At 69.6% G+C, this 16727-nt stretch carries 16 protein-coding genes; 10 read left to right on the top strand and 6 right to left on the bottom strand.

Annotated elements, in window-relative coordinates; translation table 11 throughout:
• The first annotated feature begins 44 nt into the window (after positions 1-44).
• The 3 genes from AB0E63_RS00985 (at position 45) to AB0E63_RS00975 (ending at position 4358) form a co-directional block, all read left to right on the top strand.
• Positions 45-1847, top strand: a complete 1803-nt coding sequence (locus AB0E63_RS00985) for a GAF domain-containing protein (RefSeq protein WP_360359316.1) — start codon at positions 45-47, stop codon at positions 1845-1847.
• Positions 1848-1941: 94 nt separating this feature from the next.
• Positions 1942-3159: an MFS transporter gene (locus AB0E63_RS00980; protein WP_360359313.1), complete on the top strand. Its 1218-nt coding sequence runs from the start codon at positions 1942-1944 to the stop codon at positions 3157-3159.
• Positions 3156-4358 (top strand): MFS transporter, encoded by a 1203-nt coding sequence (locus tag AB0E63_RS00975; protein ID WP_360359310.1) that lies wholly within the window; start codon positions 3156-3158, stop codon positions 4356-4358. The genes AB0E63_RS00980 and AB0E63_RS00975 overlap by 4 nt, the downstream gene beginning before the upstream one ends.
• A 9-nt stretch (positions 4359-4367) precedes the next feature.
• Here the strand turns inward: AB0E63_RS00975 and AB0E63_RS00970 are convergent, their stop codons facing one another.
• On the bottom strand, positions 4368-5330 hold the full coding sequence (locus AB0E63_RS00970; RefSeq protein WP_360359307.1) for a helix-turn-helix domain-containing protein: 963 nt from the start codon (positions 5328-5330) through the stop codon (positions 4368-4370).
• Between the two features lie 154 nt (positions 5331-5484).
• On the opposite strand from AB0E63_RS00970, the gene AB0E63_RS00965 reads away from it, so the two are divergent.
• From AB0E63_RS00965 to AB0E63_RS00955, 3 genes are all read left to right on the top strand, one after another.
• Complete coding sequence (locus AB0E63_RS00965; protein WP_360359305.1) at positions 5485-6561, top strand: hypothetical protein; 1077 nt, start codon at positions 5485-5487, stop codon at positions 6559-6561.
• A gap of 34 nt (positions 6562-6595) precedes the next feature.
• Positions 6596-8509 carry a putative Ig domain-containing protein gene (locus AB0E63_RS00960; RefSeq protein WP_360359302.1) on the top strand — a complete coding sequence of 638 codons (1914 nt, stop codon included), beginning with the start codon at positions 6596-6598 and terminating at the stop codon, positions 8507-8509.
• Between the two features lie 242 nt (positions 8510-8751).
• The gene (locus AB0E63_RS00955) at positions 8752-9756 is read left to right on the top strand and encodes a hydroxyacid dehydrogenase (protein WP_360359299.1); all 1005 of its coding nucleotides are present in this window, start codon (positions 8752-8754) and stop codon (positions 9754-9756) included.
• A gap of 13 nt (positions 9757-9769) precedes the next feature.
• On the opposite strand, the gene AB0E63_RS00950 is transcribed toward AB0E63_RS00955, so the two are convergent.
• From AB0E63_RS00950 to pcaH, 5 genes are read right to left on the bottom strand one after another with little or no spacing between them, the layout of a single operon-like run.
• Positions 9770-10951, bottom strand: coding sequence for a 4-hydroxybenzoate 3-monooxygenase (locus tag AB0E63_RS00950; protein WP_360359296.1), 1182 nt, complete (start codon positions 10949-10951; stop codon positions 9770-9772).
• Positions 10948-11319 carry a 4-carboxymuconolactone decarboxylase gene (pcaC, locus tag AB0E63_RS00945; protein ID WP_360359293.1) on the bottom strand — a complete coding sequence of 124 codons (372 nt, stop codon included), beginning with the start codon at positions 11317-11319 and terminating at the stop codon, positions 10948-10950. The genes AB0E63_RS00950 and pcaC overlap by 4 nt, the downstream gene beginning before the upstream one ends.
• A complete protein-coding gene (locus AB0E63_RS00940) occupies positions 11304-12404 on the bottom strand; it encodes a lyase family protein (RefSeq protein WP_360359290.1) in 1101 nt (366 codons plus the stop codon). Before AB0E63_RS00940 ends, pcaC begins: the two co-directional genes overlap by 16 nt.
• Positions 12404-12943 carry a protocatechuate 3,4-dioxygenase subunit alpha gene (pcaG, locus tag AB0E63_RS00935; protein WP_360359287.1) on the bottom strand — a complete coding sequence of 180 codons (540 nt, stop codon included), beginning with the start codon at positions 12941-12943 and terminating at the stop codon, positions 12404-12406. The genes AB0E63_RS00940 and pcaG overlap by 1 nt, the downstream gene beginning before the upstream one ends.
• A complete protein-coding gene (gene pcaH / locus AB0E63_RS00930) occupies positions 12936-13688 on the bottom strand; it encodes a protocatechuate 3,4-dioxygenase subunit beta (protein WP_360359284.1) in 753 nt (250 codons plus the stop codon). Before pcaH ends, pcaG begins: the two co-directional genes overlap by 8 nt.
• A 193-nt stretch (positions 13689-13881) precedes the next feature.
• Between pcaH and sigK the strand changes: the two genes are divergently transcribed.
• Genes sigK through AB0E63_RS00910 form a run of 4 tightly spaced genes read left to right on the top strand, consistent with a single transcriptional unit; the run spans position 13882 to position 16714 of the window.
• Positions 13882-14496, top strand: coding sequence for an ECF RNA polymerase sigma factor SigK (sigK, locus tag AB0E63_RS00925; protein ID WP_360359281.1), 615 nt, complete (start codon positions 13882-13884; stop codon positions 14494-14496).
• Positions 14493-15218, top strand: a complete 726-nt coding sequence (locus AB0E63_RS00920) for an anti-sigma factor (RefSeq protein ID WP_360359278.1) — start codon at positions 14493-14495, stop codon at positions 15216-15218. The genes sigK and AB0E63_RS00920 overlap by 4 nt, the downstream gene beginning before the upstream one ends.
• A 20-nt stretch (positions 15219-15238) precedes the next feature.
• Positions 15239-15679 (top strand): PaaI family thioesterase, encoded by a 441-nt coding sequence (locus AB0E63_RS00915; protein ID WP_360359275.1) that lies wholly within the window; start codon positions 15239-15241, stop codon positions 15677-15679.
• Between the two features lie 24 nt (positions 15680-15703).
• On the top strand, positions 15704-16714 hold the full coding sequence (locus tag AB0E63_RS00910) for a zinc-binding dehydrogenase (RefSeq protein WP_360359272.1): 1011 nt from the start codon (positions 15704-15706) through the stop codon (positions 16712-16714).
• Positions 16715-16727 lie beyond the last annotated feature (13 nt).

The raw sequence follows: 16727 nt of genomic DNA, 5'->3' as shown, positions 1-16727 counted from the left end.
GCGAATCCCTGCCGTGCCGTGCCTGCCTGGCCTCAGGAGGCTCCGTGGACGAACTCGCTGCGACGGACGACAGCGTGCGGGCCGCCACGGCCCGGCTGAACTTCCTCACCCTCGATCCCGTGCGCCCGCAGGACGTCCGGCCGCCGATCCTTGCGTCCTGGGTGCGATCGCGGCGATGGAACCTGCCGGCCGACCGGATCACGCTGCCCTACGTCGCGGACCCGGATCTCGACCTGCCGTTGACTCGCAGCGCCCGTCCGGTGCTGCAGCAGTTGCACCAGAATCTGGACGGCCAGCCGATCAGCATCATCCTCACCGACCGGACGGGGATGGTACTCGAACGTTTGACCGCGGACGCCGAGCTGAGCCGGCACCTCGACAAGGTGTTCCTGGCGCCTGGCTTCAGCTACGCCGAGCAGTTCGCCGGGACGAACGGGATCGGGACCGCACTCGAAGGCGGCGGTCCGATGCACGTCTTCGGTCATGAGCACTACGCCGAGGATCTCGAGGACCTCGCGTGCGCCGGCGTACCGATCAAGCACCCGGTCACCGGCAAGACCGTCGGGGCCATCGACCTGACCTGCTGGCGCAAGGACGCCGGCTCGCTACTGATCGCGCTCGCGAAGATCACGGCCGACAACATTCGAGAGGCGATGCTGACCGACAGCTCCACGCGGGAGCTGGCGCTGTTGCGCGCGTACAAGCAGAGTGTCCGGCGGCTCGGCGACATGGTGCTCGCCGTCGACGACGACGTCCTGCTGATGAATGCCAACGCCCGGCAGTCGCTGGATGCCGCCGACCAGCGCGCGGTGCTCGGCCACGCCGCCGAGCTGCTGGAGCGCGGCGATTCCGAGGCGGTGGTGGTGGAGCTGCCCACCGGCGGCTGGGCCAGGATCACCTGCCGGCCGGTCATCGTCGGCCGGCACGACGAGGCAGCCGGGATCATCCAGGTCAGTGCGCTGAGTGCCCGATTGGACGGGCCGACGCCGGGCTCCGTGCACCGCCCGCCGTCCCGGCCGGTGCTGCCGGGGCTGGTCGGCCGGAGTGCCCCCTGGCTCGGCAGCAGCCGCGAGGTCGACAACGCGTGCCGGGCCGGGCAATGGGTCGTCCTCACCGGCGAGCGCGGCGTGGGCAAGGTCGCTCTCGCGCGCGCCGCACACCACCAGAACAACCCCGGCGGCCTGTTCCATGTGGTCGACGTCGCCATCTCGGGCGCCGGCTTCAGCGCGGAGCTGGAGGCCGAGCTGGCCGACGACTCCCTGCATGCGCTGGTCATCCGGCACGCCGAGCGACTCGATGCCGCCGGCGTGGACGCAGCCATCGGGTCCTTGTACGCCCTGCAGGAACGCCGGCCATCGGCGACGCCCTGGATCGCACTCACGGTCACCGGTGACGACGAGGAGGCCGCGGACCTCGCGGACCTGCTGGCGTTGTTCCCACTCACCGTCGAGGTGCCACCGCTGCGGCACCACATCGAGGACGTCCGGGACCTGGTGCCGCACTTCCTCAACCAGATGAGCCACGGTGAGCTGACCTGCTCGCCGGAGTCGATGCAGCAGCTGATGCGCTCGTCGTGGCCGGGGAACACCGCAGAGCTGTGTCACATCCTGAAGCAGGTCGTCCTGCGGCGACGTCGTACCGGCGTGATCACGCCGGCCGACCTGCCGGCTCGCGTCCAGTCGACGAGCCGGCGCAGCCTCAGTCAGCTCGAGGCGCTCGAACGCGACGCGATCGTCCGCAGCCTGATCACCAACGACGGCCACAAGGGCCGGGCGGCGAAATCGCTCGGGATGTCCCGGGCCACGATCTACCGCAAGATCCACGACTACGGCATCCAGCCGCCGTAAGAGTTGACCGCAGCTGCACAAGGAGCAGCTGCTGGCGACAACTTTGCTCACTTTCCTCTTGCCGTGCGTGGCCCGGTCAGGGTTCGATAAGGTCATGACGGAAATACGCGCGGCCGGCGCGACGGATGAGCAGAAGATGTCGTACCGGCCGTTGCTGTGGTTGGCGGTCGCGCTGTTCTCGACCGGAATCGACGGGTATGTCCTGGCGGGGCTACTGCCTGCGATCGCCGCGGACCTGCGCGTCAGCGCGGCGGCCGCCGGACAGTTGATGTCCGTGTTCGCGCTGACCGCGGCGCTCGCGGGGCCGGTGCTCGGAACGGTGACCTCGCGCTGGGAGCGCCGTACGACGATCGCCCTGTCGCTCGCCGTCTTCATCGCCGGGAACCTGATCGTCGGACTCGCGACGCTCTACTCGGTCGCGATCGCCGGCCGGGTCGTGGCGGCGCTGGGCGCCTGCCTGCTCAACGCCGCCGTCACCGGGTACGCGATCGCGCTCACGCCGGAGCGGCATCGCGGCAAGGCGTTGTCGTTCGTGCTCGGCGGGTGGATGGCCGCGACCGCGCTCGGGGTGCCCATCGGCCTGGTGATCGGGCAGTCCAGCTGGCGGTTCCCGATGATCATGGTCGCCGTGGTCGGGACCGTCGCCCTGGTGGGCATCCTGCTCAAGCTCCCGAAGCTGCATCTTCCTGGTGGAACCCTCGTCGACCGGCTGCGCCCGCTGCGTCAACCGCGGCTGCTCGCCGGCCTGCTGGTCACGACCGGCATCCTGTGCAGCAGCTACGCCTGCTTCACCTACGCCACCCTGATCCTCGGCCCGCACTTCCACGCCGAGTGGATGATGATCACGATCATGTTCGGGTACGGCGTCGCGAGCATGCTGGGGAACGCGGTCACGGGCCGCCTCACCGACCGCTTCTCCGCGATCCGCGTGCTGACGGTCGTCATCTCCGGACTGCTGCTGAACGCGATCGTCGGCATGGTCGCACTGTCACTCTTCCCGCTCACCCTCGCCGCGGTCTGCGGGCTGCTGTGGTTCTTCACCGCGGGCGTCGGCAACGGCGGCGCGGCCGTCCCGCAACAAGCCCGCCTCGCCTCGATGGCTCCGGACTCCGCGACGATCGTGATCGCCCTGAACGGCAGCGCGATCTCACTGGGCTCCGCGCTGGGTAGTGGTCTCGGTGGTGCCGCACTGGCCGCCGGCTCCGCGGCCGACAGCCTGCTCGGCGTCTCGGCCGTCATCCTCGCCATCACCGTCACCCTCCACCTGATCGTCTCCCGCTCCTCCACCGCCGCAAAAGTCGCCGCCGAGTGACGAACACGTGCGCCGCGGGGACCGTTGAGGAGCAGGAGTTCTCGTACCGGCCGCTGGTCTGGCTGGCGGTGGCGACGTTCTCGATGGGAATCGACGGGTACGTCCTGACCGGGTTGCTGCGGGCCGTCGCCGCGGACCTGCACGTGAGCGCGGCGGCCGCGGGCCAGTTGATGTCCGCCTTCGCGCTGACCGCGGCCTTCGCCGGGCCGGTGCTCGGGACGCTGACTTCGCGGTGGGAGCGCCGTACGACGATCGCCGCGGCGCTCGCCGTCTTCGCGCTCGGCAACCTGATCGTGGGGCTCGCCACGAACTACCCGATCGCGTTCGGCGGCCGGGTGGTGGCGGCGCTCGGCGGCTGCCTCCTGTACGCCGCCGTCAGTGGGTACGTGATCGCGGTGACTCCGGTCCGGCATCGTGGTAAGGCGTTGTCGTTCGTGCTCGGCGGGTTGCTGACCGCGACCGCACTCGGCGTACCGGTCGGCCTGCTGATCGGGCAGTCCAGCTGGCGCCTCCCGATGATCCTGGTCGCCGTGATGGGCACGATGGCCCTGGCCGGCATCCTGCGCGGCCTCCCCCGCCGGCATCTCCCGGCGAGCCGGCTTGCCGATCAGCTACGCCCGCTCGGGCGGCCCCGGCTGCTCGGCGCGCTGCTCGTCACCACCGGCATCCTCTGCGGCAGCTTCACCTGCTTCACGTACGCCGTCCTGATCCTCGGCCCGTCCTTCCCGGCCGGATGGATGATCATCGCGATGCTGTTCGGGTACGGCGTCGCGAGCGCGGTGGGCAATGCGATCACCGGCCGGCTGGCCGACCGCTTCTCGGCACCGCGGGTGCTCACCGTCGTCCTGAGTGTTCTGCTGCTGAACTCGATCCTCGGCATGGCCGGCCTGATGATCGCCTCGGCCACCGTCGTCGCGGTGACCGCCCTGATCTGGTTCTTCGCCCAGGGCGTCGGCAACGGCGGCGCCGCCGTACCGCAGCAGGTCCGCCTCGGCGGTCTCGCCCCGGAGTCCGCCGCGATCGTGATGGCCCTCAACGGCAGCGCGATCTCGCTCGGTTCGGCGCTCGGTAGTGGACTCGGCGGGGTCGCGCTGGCTGCCGGGACCGCACCGAGCGGCCTGCTCGGCGTCGCAGCCGTCGTCCTCGCCGTCACACTGGGCCTGCATCTGGTCGTCGTCAGATCCGGAGCGTCGTCCTGACGGAGCGCCTCACTCCCACCCGCGACGGCCGGCTTGGAGGCCGGCTTGGAAGCGGCTGGTGGCGCCGAGTTGCTCCTGGACCTGGGCGATCCGGCGGCGCAAGGTCCGGCCGCTGACGCCCAACTGGCGGGCGATCGCCTCGTCCTTCATGCCGCTGGCCAGCAGGTTGATCAGCGTCGCGTCGGGATGGGCGGTGGCCGGCTCGGCCAGTCGGAGCGGCGTGGCCTGGCCCCACAGCTGGTCGAACAAAGCCTGCAGCGCATTGGTCAGCGCGGAGTCTGTGACCACCACGGCACGCGCCTGACCCGGCGTCGACGGTCCGTCACCGGCCAGCGGGAGTATCGCGGTCCGGCCGTCGACGATCAGCAACTTCACCGGGACCTGCGGGAGCACGCGAGCCTGTTCGCCACGCTGGGCCATCGACCCCAGCCGCTCGACCCAGCCGGGATGGTCCAGCACCTCGGCCGCGTAGATCGCCCGGAACCGGACACCGCGATCCAGCAGGGCCAGCTCGGCGCCGGACACCTGGTGGCTGCCGTCGGCGACGTACGGCGGGGTGTCGGTGCCGACCGCCTGTTCGGTTGCCCCACGCAACATGTCGTCGATCCGCGCCTCGATCGCGTCCCGGCCGACCGCGATCTCGATCAAGCGGCTCGGCTCGGCCTGCAACTGGCCGGCACTGAACTCCCGGGCCAGCTGGTCGGTCATCGCGGCGACACCGTCCAGCGCCGCCCGCCGTTCGCGCACCAGCATGCCGAGCCCGGAGCGCGGGTCGACCGGCGCCGGCGCAGCCTCCGAGCCGCTGCGCACCAGTCCGACCGCGATCAGCCGCCCGACCGCGGCCTCGACCGTTGCCTCCGGCTCCTCCACCGCCTCGCTCAGCTGTGCCACCGGAACCCCCGGATCACGCAACAACTGCCGGTACACCTGCGAGTCCAGAGCAGACAGCCCCACCGCTTCCCAATCAGCCACGGATCGAGGGTAGTTGGCCGCAATCGGCGTTTGGCCGGATCCGGCGCCGCGCAGGCTCGGTCAGGGCTTAGCGTGTCCCGAGGAAACGTCGTTGTCCGAGGAGTGAACTGTGCGTTTACATGCTGGTCGTTCAGCGATTGCCTTGGTGGGCACCGTGGTCACCGCCATCCTGGTTGGCTCGGGCGCCGCGACCGCTCAACCCACTGAGCCGGCGTTCTCACCGCAGTCGATCGTCTGGCCCACGCAGACCGACGGCTACCTGCTCGGCGGCGTCGCCTGCGGTACGACGGCCTGTCCGGCCGAGGTCAAGGCCACCCACGACGGCGGCAAGACCTGGACCACCGCCGGCCGGACGCACAACGGGCTGGCCAAGAGCGGCGAGCCCGGGCTGACCAGCCTGCAGTTCGCGAACCAGAAGTTCGGCTGGGCCTACGACCCGTTCCTCGAGGTCACCCGGGACGGCGGCCGGACCTGGACCCAGGTTCCGGTGCCCGGCGGTGACGCCAAGATCCTCAACCTGCTGGCCGCCCCGGACGGTACCTACGTCGTCACGTCCGGCTGTGCGATCGGGACCGGCATCTGCGACGACCGCCCGCTGAAGGTCTGGCGCGCACCGGCCGGCAAGTCGACCGGCTGGAAGCAGCTCGACCTCGCCGTGGCGGCCGACGACCACGTCAGCATCGATGCCGAAGGGTCGACCGTCGACTTCCTGGCCGCACCGTTCATCGGTTCAGGTCGGCTTTCCACACTGCTCAACGGCACGATCCGGTCGACCAGCCCGGTGACCTGCGCCGACCCCGAGGACGCCACCATCACCGACCTCGCCACGAACGGCCCGGGCCGGGTCTTCGCCCTCTGCATGGCGAACTACGGCCGCGGCCACTCCGACAAAACGCTCCTCGTCTCCGGGGACGGCGGCAAGACCTTCCGGTACGACGCCATCCCCGGCGGACTCGGCCTGGCCAGCCAACTGGCGGTCGCCCCCGACGGTGCGGTCATGCTGACCACCGTCACCGCGAGCCTGGTCTACAACCGCCCGACGCTGTCGAAGTCGTGGCGCGTCGATCAGAACTGGCTGGAGAACAGCGAGCACATCCACGACCTGGTCTTCCAGTCCGGCACGACCGCGTGGCTCGTCGAGCGCGATGCGGCGTACACCCCGGATACGCAGCTCTGGGTGACCCACGATGCCGGCCAGAGCTGGCGGCAGACCACCGTCGTCCCGGCGTGACGCCGATCCACTCTCGAATCATCGGAGTACACCTGTGATCTCACTGCGCCGGTTGGCGATCCCGCTGGCCCTCGTCCTGGTCGGTGCCACCACCACGGTGGCGGCCGCGGACGTCCAGGAGTCCCCGAAGGTCGTGGCCAGCTGCGACCAGAAGGTCGAGCCGGGACACTTCACGTGCTTCGCGCAACGACGTGCCGATCTCGGCTTCCGGACCCGGGTCGCTGGTGCGCCCGCCGGGTACGGTCCGGCGGACCTCCAGTCGGCGTACAAGTTGCCTTCGGCATCGGCCGGTCAGGGTCAGCGTGTCTACATCGTCGACGCGTACGACGACCCGACCGCCGAGGCGGACCTGGCCGAGTACCGCAAGCAGTTCGGGCTGCCGGCCTGTACGACGGAGAACGGCTGCTTCCAGAAGCTCAACCAGGACGGCCTGTCCAGCCCGCTGCCAGCCCCCTCGCGCTCGTGGTCGGGCGAGATCTCGCTGGACCTCGACGCGGTGTCGGCGGTCTGCCCGCACTGCGGCATCACGCTGATCGAGGCGAACTCCGCCAGCGACGACCTGCTGAAGGCGGTCGAGACCGCCAACCGGCTCGGCGCCAAGTTCGTCTCGCTGAGCTGGGGTGGACCGGAGTCCGCCGACCTCGCAAAACTCGACAGCACCTACTTCAACCAGCGCGGTGTCGTCTACGCGGCCTCGACCGGCGACAGCGACTACGACGCCGGGGTCTCCTATCCCGCGAGCTCCGAAGCCACCACCGCGGTCGGCGGTACGACGCTGACCAAGGACGACTCGGCGCGCGGCTGGACCGAGACGGTCTGGAACAGCTTTCCGGGCAACGGCACCGGTTCGGGGTGCTCCAGCATGATGACCAAGCCGAGCTGGCAGTCGGTCGTCCCGGCCGCGGTCTGCCCGCAGCGCGCGGTCGCGGACGTGTCCGCGGTGGCCGACCCCGCGACCGGTATCGCCGTCTACCAGACCACCGGCGGCGACGGCTGGGCAGTGTACGGCGGAACCAGCGCGGCGGCTCCGATCGTCGCCGCGATCTACGCACTTGCCGGTGACCCGGACCCCGCCTCCCGTCCGGCGAGCTATCCGTACGGCGTCACCGGCAACCTCAACGATGTTGTCCAAGGCAACAACGGCGCCTGCACCCCCGCACCACTGTGTACGGCGCAGACCGGCTGGGACGGCCCGACCGGCCTCGGTACGCCGAACGGCACGCGCGATCTCACCTCGCCGACCACGGGCAACCACATCACGGTCACCGCGCCGGCGCAGCAATTCAGTGCGGTCGGTGATGTCGTCCTGCTCCGGGCCCGCGCGACGGACTCCGGACATCGCTCGCTCCGGTTCAGCGCGACCGGCCTGCCGACGGGTCTGCGGCTCGACGCGTCGAGCGACAGCATCTACGGCCGGCCGACTCAGCCAGGCACTTACTCGGTCACGGTGACCGCGACCGACTCGACCAAGGCTCGGGGCAACACCGTGATCAGCTGGGTCGTCAGCACCCGCCAGGGTGCGCGCGGCGTGGTCAACGGTGACTTCGAGGCCGGCGACGGTGGCTGGGCGCAGACCACCGACGTGATCCGTGCGGACGGTCAGTACAGCCACGACGGCCTCGGCTATGCCTGGCTCGGCGGCACCGGCACTGCGCACACCGACTCACTGAGCCAGCGCGTCACCGTCCCGTCGTTCGGCAAGCCCGCACTGCGGTTCGCGGTGCGAGTCGCCGGCGAGGACGTCAGCACCCCTGACGACCTCACGTTGACTGTCGACGGTCACGTGGTCCGCACCTACACGGCTGCCCAGAGCGGTCCGTCGTACCGCGATCAGGTTGTCGACCTCACGCCGTACCGGGGCCGGACCGTCACCCTGGCCTGGACGAGCACCGAGGATGACGGAACCCCGACGACCTTCCTGCTGGACGACATCAGCGTCTCGCGCTGAGTTGCTACCAGGCATCGCGACCGAAGGACCACAGCAACGACAGCAGGCCGGCGGCCGGCAGGAGCGCGAGCCAGCCGCCGGCTGCCACGCTCGGCGGACAACAGGCATTCGAGAGCGGTCGCGGCAGCGCCGATCACGACGGGCCTGACCACGGCAGATGTCACCATCAGCACCTCACGCTATGCGACGTCAGAGCGGCCCCTCAACGTCCGTAGGCCCGATGCGGTTCATAAGATCTTGCCGTGACTGAGAAGCTCCGCATGCTGCTGGTGGCAACGCCGTCGTTTCGGGAGATGGTGTTCTCGGCCGCGAGTATCGCGCGGCTCGAGGCACTCGGGGATCTCGCCGTCCTCGATGATCCGACGGACCCCGGCGCGCTGATGGCCGGCCTGCCGGGTTCCGACGTACTCATTACGTCGTGGGGCGCAACGCCGCTCACGGCCGAGGTGCTGGATCACGCGGATCGGCTGCGGCTGATCGCGCACAGCGCCTCATCGGTGAAGCATTTCGTCACTGACGAGGTGCTCCGTCGCGGCGTCCGGATCACACAGGCCGGTCAGGCGATGGCGCGTCCGGTGGCCGAGGTTTCGTTGGCGTTCACGCTGAACATGCTGCATCGGATCCACCGGTACGACCACGCGTTGCATCGCGGGGCGACCTGGCAGGAATCCATCGACGCGCCTGCCCAGCACGGCGTCACCGGCTCCCGGATCGGTGTGGTCGGCGCCTCCCGGACGGGCGTCGAGTACATCGCGATGATCGTTGCCCTCGGCGCCGAGGTCGTCGTCCACGACCCTTATCTGAGCGACGAGCGCGCGGCCGAGCTCGGCGTACGGCGGGTGGACCTGGACGACTTGCTCCGGACCAGCCGGGTGGTGGCTCTGCACGCGCCGACCCTGCCCGAGACACGGGAGATGATCGGCGCCCGCGAGCTGGCCCTGATGTCCGCCGGCACGGCCGTGGTCAACACCGCGCGCTCGTGGTTGGTCGACTCCGACGCGTTGCTCGCCGAGCTCCGTACCGGCCGGATCGACGCCGCGCTGGACGTCTTCGATGACGAACCACTGCCGACCGACAGTCCGCTTCGAGGCCTGCCCAACGTCCTGCTCACGCCGCACCGCGCCGCCGGCACGGTCGAGTGCTACCTCGAGATGGGCGACATCGTCGCCGCCGAGATCGAGCGCCACGCCGCCGGGTCCGCCTTGCAATACGAGCTCACCGAGACCGCCCTCACCCGCATGGCTTGACTCCTGTGTTCGGTCAGGACGGCCAGCCCGTGTACGACTCGGCGAGGAAGGCGGCGCCGTGTTCGGAGTCCACGACCGCGGATAGCTCGGCCAGTTGGCGGCGTACGTCGAAGTCCGAGGCACCCGGGAGCGTGTGGAGCAACGTGGTCAGCCAGGTGGAGAAGTACTGCGCCTTCCAGACCCGGGACAGCGCGCGCTCGGTGTAGGTGTCGAGTGCGGAGTCGTCCTTCTTGAGTACGGCGCGCTCCAGCAGCTCGGCGAGGACCCGGACGTCGGCGAGCGCCAGGTTGAGGCCCTTCGCGCCGGTGGGTGGCACGGTGTGGGCGGCGTCGCCGGCCAGGAACAGGTTGCCGTGGCGGATGGGTTCGCAGACGTAGGAACGGAAGGGGAGGACGGACTTGCTGAAGATGCGGCCCTCCTGCAGTGCGAAGCCGTCCGCGCCGGCTAGCCGGGACTGCAGCTCGGACCAGATCCGGTCCTCCGACCAGTCGTCGACGGACTCCTCCGGCGAGCACTGGAAGTACATCCGCTGCACGGACTCGGTGCGCTGGCTGATCAGCGCGAAGCCACGATCGGAGCGCGTGTAGATCAGTACGTCGTTACTCGGCGGCGCCTCGCACAGGATGCCGAACCAGGCGTACGGATACTGCCCGAAGTACTCCCGCCGACCGGCCACCGCGGACCGGGTCATGCTGTGCGAACCGTCGGCACCCACCAGGACGTCACACCGGATCTCGTGCTCGACTCCGTCCGCGTCACTGAACAACATCCCCGGCCGGTCCGTAGTGATGTCGACAATCTGCGTGTCGACAACGCTGTACCGGACATCGCCACCGTCGCGTGCGCGGGCGGCGGCGAGGTCGAGGAAGACGTCGGTCTGCGGATACAGCCAGGTCGACGCGCCGACCAGTCCCTGGAAGTCGATGCGATGACTGACTCCGCCGAAGCGCAGGTCGATCCCCTGGTGCTCATGTCCGTCGCGCAGGACGCGATCCGAGACACCCGAATCCACCAGCAGCCGGACACTGTCGCGCTCGAGGATGCCGGCACGAGGCGTCTGCTCGATCTCGTCATGACTGCGGATCTCGATCACCACCGACTCGATGCCGGCGACGTGCAGCAGATGCGAGAGCATCAGGCCGGCGGGACCACCACCCACGATGCCGACCTGCGTACGGCCGAGCCGGCGCGTCACCCCTCCTCCTCCTTCAGTACGGCGTCCGCCACTGCGAAGGCGTGGTTGGCGGCCGGGACCCCGCAGTAGATCGCGGTCTGCAGGATCACCTCGGCGATCTCCTCGCGCGTCAGACCGTTGCGGAGCGCCGCGCGCACGTGGAGCTCGAGCTCGGACCAATGGCCGTGAGCGATCAGCGCGGTCAGCGTGATCATGCTGCGCGCCCGCCGATCCAGTCCGGGGCGGGTCCAGATCTCGCCCCACGCATACCGCGTGATGAAGTCCTGGAAGTCCTTGCTGAAGTCGCTCCCGGCTCGATCGACATGCGCGTCGCCCAGCACCTCCCGCCGCACCGCCATGCCCTCGTCGTAGCTCATGACTTCCTCCACCGGGCGAGTGCGAGATCGATCAGGGCGTCAGTCGCACCGAGGTACGACGCGGGGTCGCTGGAGGTACCGCGCTCACTCACCAGATCAGCTGCCACCGACTCCACGCGACGACGCATCACTTCTGCATTCACTTCGAGACCCCCGACCAGATCGGCGGCCTGGCTCGACGCCGTGATCGTGAGTTCGAGCAACCGACGCAGAGCCGGCCACTCCGCATGCCAAGCACCCGGCGACCGTTCGTCCTGGCTATCGGCAGCACACAGATGCAATTGCGCGCCCAGCTGCGGCGCCTGCAAGGCGGCACTCCGAACCAGCACACTCAGCACAGGATTCTCCTTGTGCGGCATCGTCGACGACCCACCCGCCGAGGTGTCCCGCACTTCACCGACCTCAGGACGCCCGAGCAGCAGCACATCCCCCGCGAGATGCCCGAGCGCATCACACGTCTCGACGAGCGCATCACCCAACCGCGTGACCGGCGTACGACGCGTGTGCCAACTCAGCTCCGGCGCAACAAGATCCAGCTCCGCGGCCAACGCGCGTACGGCCGCGATCGGGTCCGGCAGCAGTTCGCCGACGAGAGCCAACGTCCCGGCAGCGCCTCCGCATTGGACCGGCAAGGTGACTGCCTGCAGGGCATCTCGGGCGTCGAGCACTCCGGTGAGCCACTGCGCGGCCTTGAGTCCGAAGGTCACCGGCACGGCGTACTGCGTCAGCGTCCGCCCGGCCATCACCGACGCACGGTGCTCAGAAGCCAACCCAGCAAGGGAATCCGCCACCCGATCAAGATCTCCGACAACGCGCGTCACAGCTTCGCGCGCTAGCAGCATGAGAGCCGTGTCGAGCACGTCCTGACTGGTCAGACCGCGGTGCACCCCCTCGGCCTGCAACGACTTCACCAACGGCAGCACAGGATTCCCAGCCGCCTCGACCTCGGCTGCCGGCGGCTCGACCGCCTTCAGCTCATCCGGAAGCCCAAGCACCCGCAGCCAGGCGGCCTCGACCCGAACGAGCGCCTCCACCAGCGCGTCATCGTCCACCACGCCCGCGGCGCGGTGTGAGCCTGGCTCGAGCAACGACGCCATCACGAATACCTCAGAAACACCGTCTCACGCGGCCCCTGCAGGTGGACGTCGAAGCGCAGACTCCCGTCCTCCTCGCGTACGGCGATCAGCGTCGACCGCTCGTCCGCAGCCAATCCGTCCAGCAGCACATCACTCGACCCCGGAAGATAGATCCGCGTGAACAGCCGGTTCAGCAGCCCGCGAGCGAAGAACGTGACCGCGAAGAACGCCGCCGCACCCGGCTGCACGGGACCCGGCTCGACCGTACTGAACCAGTAGTGACCCGTCGGGTCGGTGTTACTCCGCCCCCACCCCGTGAACCGAGCACCGTCCCGGCGCATCGACCCCTCGATCTCGGGCACCACTCCGGCAGCGTCCGCCTGGCGGATCTCGAGCAGCGCGTCCGGCATGCCGTTGCCGTCCCCGTCGTACACATAACCGTGCAACCACACCGAGCCCGGTGTCCCCCGGCGTACCAGCTCTCGATCGCCCGGGTACGGCAGGGCGTAGTGGAAGAAAGGCCCGACCGTCTGGCCGGGGGTCGCGGCGAGGTCAGTCATCCGCGCGCTCCATGAGGGTGGCGTGGCCGCCGGTCAGGACGATGTCCCAGCGGTAGCCGAGCAACCGTTCGTGCTCGGACAGGCTGTGGTCGTACGTCGCGACCAGCCGCTCGCGGACCCGGGGATCGGTGATGGACTGGTAGATCGGGTCGAGGGCGAACAGCGGGTCACCCGGGAAGTACATCTGGGTGATCAGGCGCTGCGTGAAGTCGGTGCCGAACAGCGAGAAGTGGATGTGCGCCGGGCGCCACGCGTTGCGATGGTTCCGCCACGGGTACGGTCCGGGCTTGATGGTGGTGAACGAGTACCAGCCGTCGTCATCGGTGAGGCACCGGCCCACTCCGGTGAAGTTCGGGTCCACCGGGGCCGGATGCTGGTCGCCCTTGTGCACGTACCGGCCCGCCGCGTTCGCCTGCCAGATCTCCACGAGTTGCCGCCGGACCGCGCGCCCCTCGCCGTCGACGAGCCGGCCGCGCACCAGGATGCGCTCGCCGATCGGCTCGCCGTCGCGCTGGATGGTCAGATCGGACTCCAGTACGCCGACGTCGGACTGCCCGAACACCGGCGCGACCAGCTCCGCCCCCTCCGGATCGGCGTGCCGGAGCTCCTTGGTCGGATGCCGCAGCAACGTGCTCCGGTACGGCGGGAAGTCGAGCCGCGGCTGTACATCGTCGGACCGAGCGTCCGCGTGGATCTTCTCGATCTCCTCGCTGATGACCCGCTGGCTGGCGAGCTCTGCTGTCACCCGCTCAGGCTAGGAGCCGGACCACCCGGCGGAGACCGCCAACTTCCACCCAACGGAAGCCCATCCGCAACCGCGACGGCACCGAAGTACACGTGTCAGCACCGTCGTCAGGAAGAGAACACGCCATGTCCAGGACCGCCAGCGCTACGGTGTACTTGATCGACCCTGTGTTGATGCCACCTGCGAACTGACCGTGAACGAGCACACCCCACTGCCCTGGCCGGGCGGGTCGCACCAGCGACCCGGCGAGGTCACGGACGGCGACCTGCTGGCCCTGACCGCCAGCGGTGACGTCGCCGCCTTCAGTGCGCTCTACGACCGGGTCACCCCCTGGGTATTCGGCCTGGTCCGGCGGATCCTGCGCAACCCCGCCCAGTCCGAGGAGGTGACCCAGGAAGTGATGATCGACGTCTGGCGCACGGCGACCAGGTTCGACGCCGACCGCGGCTCCGCGCACTCCTGGATCCTCACCATCGCCCATCGGCGGGCGGTCGACCGGGTCCGCTCCGAACAGGCCGCGGCCGATCGCACCGAGCTCGCCGGGATCCGCTCCGCGGAGGTCGACTTCGACGAGGTCTCCGACACCGTGACCACGCGACTCGAGGCCGAGCAGGTCCGGCGGTGCCTCGGCTCGCTGACCGAGCTCCAGCGCGAGTCGATCGAGCTGGCGTATTACAACGGTTACACCTACCCCGAGGTCGCCCAGCGCCTCGGGGCGAAACTGCCGACCATCAAGGCGAGAATGCGCGACGGCCTGATCCGTCTCCGCGACTGCCTAGGAACCACCCACGGGGGGCGGACGCCATGACAGAACCAGACGTGCACACGCTCACCGGCCCCTACGTCCTCGACGCCCTGCCGATCGACGAGCGGGACCGGTACGAGGCGCATCTCGCCGAGTGCACCTTCTGCACCACCGAAGTCGCCGAACTGCGTGGAGCCGCGGTCAAGCTCGCCACTCAGGTCGCGGCCCCGCCGCCGCCCGCGCTCAAGGCGAACGTGCTCGCCGCGATCGACCACGTCCGCCAGCTGCCGCCACTGGTCCCCGGCGAGACCGCTGTCGGACCGCCGGACCGCCGCCGCTACACCCGGCGATCCGTCCTGGCACTGGCCGCCGCCGCACTCGCGGTAGCGGGCACCGGTGGCATCGCGATCGACCAGTACCGCGACAAGACCGCCGCGGTCCAGGCCAACGAGCGGGTGGCCGCCGTACTCGCGCAGCCCGACGCACAGACCGTCCACGGGCCGGTCAACGGCGGCGGTCAGGCCACCGTCGTCTCGTCAGCGAGCGCGGACTCGGCAGTCGTCGTACTGCGGGATCTCCCGAAGCTCCCGAACGACCGCACGTGGCAGCTGTGGATGATCGACCCGGACAAGACCGCCCACTCCGTCGGCCTGGCCTCCGGCGACCTCACCCAGGTAGTCAACGGCTCCGTCACCGGCGCGATCGCCTTCGGCCTCACCATCGAACCCGACGGCGGCTCCCCCAAACCAACCCTCCCCACCGCAGCAACACTCCCCATGACCTGACCGCGAGTACTGTCGCCCGCATGGAAGAGGCGGCGCCCGAGGTCCAGACCAAAGTCAGGGAAAGCTTCGACCGGCAAGGACTGATGCACCACCTCGGCGCCCGCATCTCGCACATCGGGCCGGGCCGGGTCCACATCGTCCTGCCGAGCCGTCCCGAGGTCACCCAGCAGCACGGCTACTTCCACGCCGGTGCGACCAGTGCGATCGCCGACAGCGCCGGCGGCTACGCGGCCTTCACGGTCTTCCGCCCGGACAGTTCGGTACTCACGGTCGAGTACAAGATCAACCTGCTCGCGCCGGCCGAGGGCGATCACCTGGAAGCGGTCGGGACGGTCCTGAAGTCCGGCCGCACCCTGACCGTCTGCAACCTCGACGTCTACGCGATCCGCGGCACCGACCGGACCCACGTCGCCACCGGCCAGCAAACCCTGATCCAAATCAAAGCCCGCCCCGAACGCTGAGCCACCGACAGACCAAGGAGAGACATGCGGGCGATCGTCATTCAGGGCACGCTCCAGCTTGTCGAGACCGAGCTTGCCACTCCGGTTCCGGGGCCGGGCGAGGTTCGGCTGCGGATGGTGTACGGCGGGATCTGCGGTTCGGACCTGCACTACTACCACGACGGTGCCAATGGCTCGTACGTCGTGCGCGAGCCGCTGGTCCCCGGGCACGAGCTCTCGGGCACGGTCGACCTCGACCCGTCCGGCGAGCTCGCCCCCGGTACGCCGGTGACGATCCATCCGGCCACCTTCGGTACCCCGGAGCCGGGGATCGAGGATCGCCCGCACCTCTGGCCGGACGGCGCCTACCTCGGCAGTGCGTCCACCTGGCCGCATACCCAGGGCGGGATGAGCGAGTTCGTCGTCGTGGGCAGGCATATGGTCCGCGCCCTGCCCGCGACGCTGCCGTTGCGCCGCGCGGCCCTGGCTGAGCCGCTGGCCGTCGCCCTCCACGCCCTCCATATCGCCGGCGGTGTCGAAGGCCGGCGGGTACTCGTCTCCGGCTCGGGCGCGATCGGCCTGCTTACGGCCGCGGCCGCACTGGCCGCGGGCGCGACTGAAGTGGTGTCGACCGACGTCCTCCCGGGTCCGCTGCGGCGAGCCCGGGAGCTCGGGGTGCACGGCACCATCCAGGTCGATACCGAGGAGATCCCCTCGGCGTACTTCGACGTCGTCCTGGAGTGCACCGCGGTCCCGGTGGCGATCAGCGCCGCGCTCGAGGCCGCTCGCCGGGGCGGGATCGTGGTCCTCGTCGGTATCCCGGCCAACGAGCCGCGCGGCGTGAACCTCTCCCCCTTGGTCAACCGCGAGCTCCAGCTCCGCGGCACGCTCCGCTTCAACAACGAGATCGACCAGGCGGTCCGGCTCCTGGACGCCGACTCGCGACTCGAGCAGGTCATCACCCACGAGTTCCCGGCCGCACAAGCCGTCGAGGCCTTCGCCATCGCCACCGACTCCAACACCTCCGGCAAGGTCCTCATCTCCCTCTGGCCCTAGAAGACCGTCGTAC

The organism is Kribbella sp. NPDC026596, from assembly GCF_040638415.1.
Lineage (GTDB): Bacteria > Actinomycetota > Actinomycetes > Propionibacteriales > Kribbellaceae > Kribbella.
This window is presented reverse-complemented; position numbering and strand designations above follow the sequence as displayed.